Annotated in this window: 1 protein-coding gene; it reads left to right on the top strand. The window is 31.2% G+C overall.

All coding sequences use genetic code 11. The annotated features are described in order from the left end of the window. The first annotated feature begins 111 nt into the window (after positions 1–111). Complete coding sequence (locus tag BLT07_RS20635; protein ID WP_091874518.1) at positions 112–708, top strand: hypothetical protein; 597 nt, start codon at positions 112–114, stop codon at positions 706–708. Positions 709–1174 lie beyond the last annotated feature (466 nt).

Below are 1174 nucleotides of genomic sequence, written 5' to 3'. Positions count from 1 at the left end.
ATCTAAGAAATAAAGAACAAGCAACAAGGCTGGAAATTAATTTAGTGTAAACCTTAATCTTTAACTTGTGTAAACTATGTGCCTTTACGAACATTTAAACAAACTCTCGGAATGAATTTAAACTTTGCCAAATATTTGATAATCGTATTGCTTTTGGCAAGTTGTGGAAAGCAAGAAACCGAAATAAAAAATTATGGATTTCTCAAAAGCGAAAATACAAGTTTAAATGTACCTCTTGAATTATCACAATTTAAAAATTATGGAATTCTCCTTGACAGAATTCGAGAGATAACTTGTAATGATAGTATTGCAAATATAGTTGTTAAGCAAAAAAATCTAATTCGGAATTTATATCCAATTGAACATTGTGAACCGATTAAATTTGACCCTAAAGGAAAACACTACGTCTCTTTTGAAAAAGGAAAAGCATTTCAAGACCACTTTTCTAAAGAAATCAAGGCAGATGACTTGAGTCGTATTTTAACAACTGACTTTGCTTATCCGACATCAAACGAATCTAGAATTCCAGAAAGTTATTTAGTCATTATTGAATCTAATCGGAATGAAAAAGTAAACGGAATTGAAGATTTCTTGACGGATTTAACTCATAATTTCGATAAATTAAATACTAAATTGGAATTAAATGTTTCATTTTGGGAAGTTGTTCCTTATATGCCACCAACTGAAATGGAAAAGCAAACTGAATAAAAAAACGCACCACAACACTGTATAACCGCAATTACGGCGGATTCGACTGCGTCCGAATCCACGCGTAATTGCTACCGTAGGTGCTTATAAGAAAAACATTAAATTTATTCCCGTAACTGCGGTTATACTAAACGTTAGAACACATTTCCTATTTGAGAAACTTTGTTAATTTCTTGAGCTTACCAGATGTTTTGTTGGAATTATAAGACCCAAAATAACCCTAGTCAGAAGTACATTTTTTGGATTAAAAGTTGAGAAATGCTTTGCTAGTATTGATTATACTTGCCTCTTTTTTTAAAATCTCCGACAAGTCTATATAATTACCTTTCTGATATAATCTATTCGTTTCCACTTGAGTTATTGTAATTTCATGTTTTGGCCCCTATAAAACAAGAGTATTATTCTAGATTTCGATTATTAATTAAGCTGTCAATTTTTCCATTAGAATCAGGTGTTTGTCCGTGTT

It is taken from the genome of Pricia antarctica (assembly GCF_900101815.1).
GTDB lineage: Bacteria > Bacteroidota > Bacteroidia > Flavobacteriales > Flavobacteriaceae > Pricia > Pricia antarctica.
The sequence above is the reverse complement of the archived record's forward strand: the minus strand, read 5'-3'. Positions and strand labels throughout refer to the sequence as shown.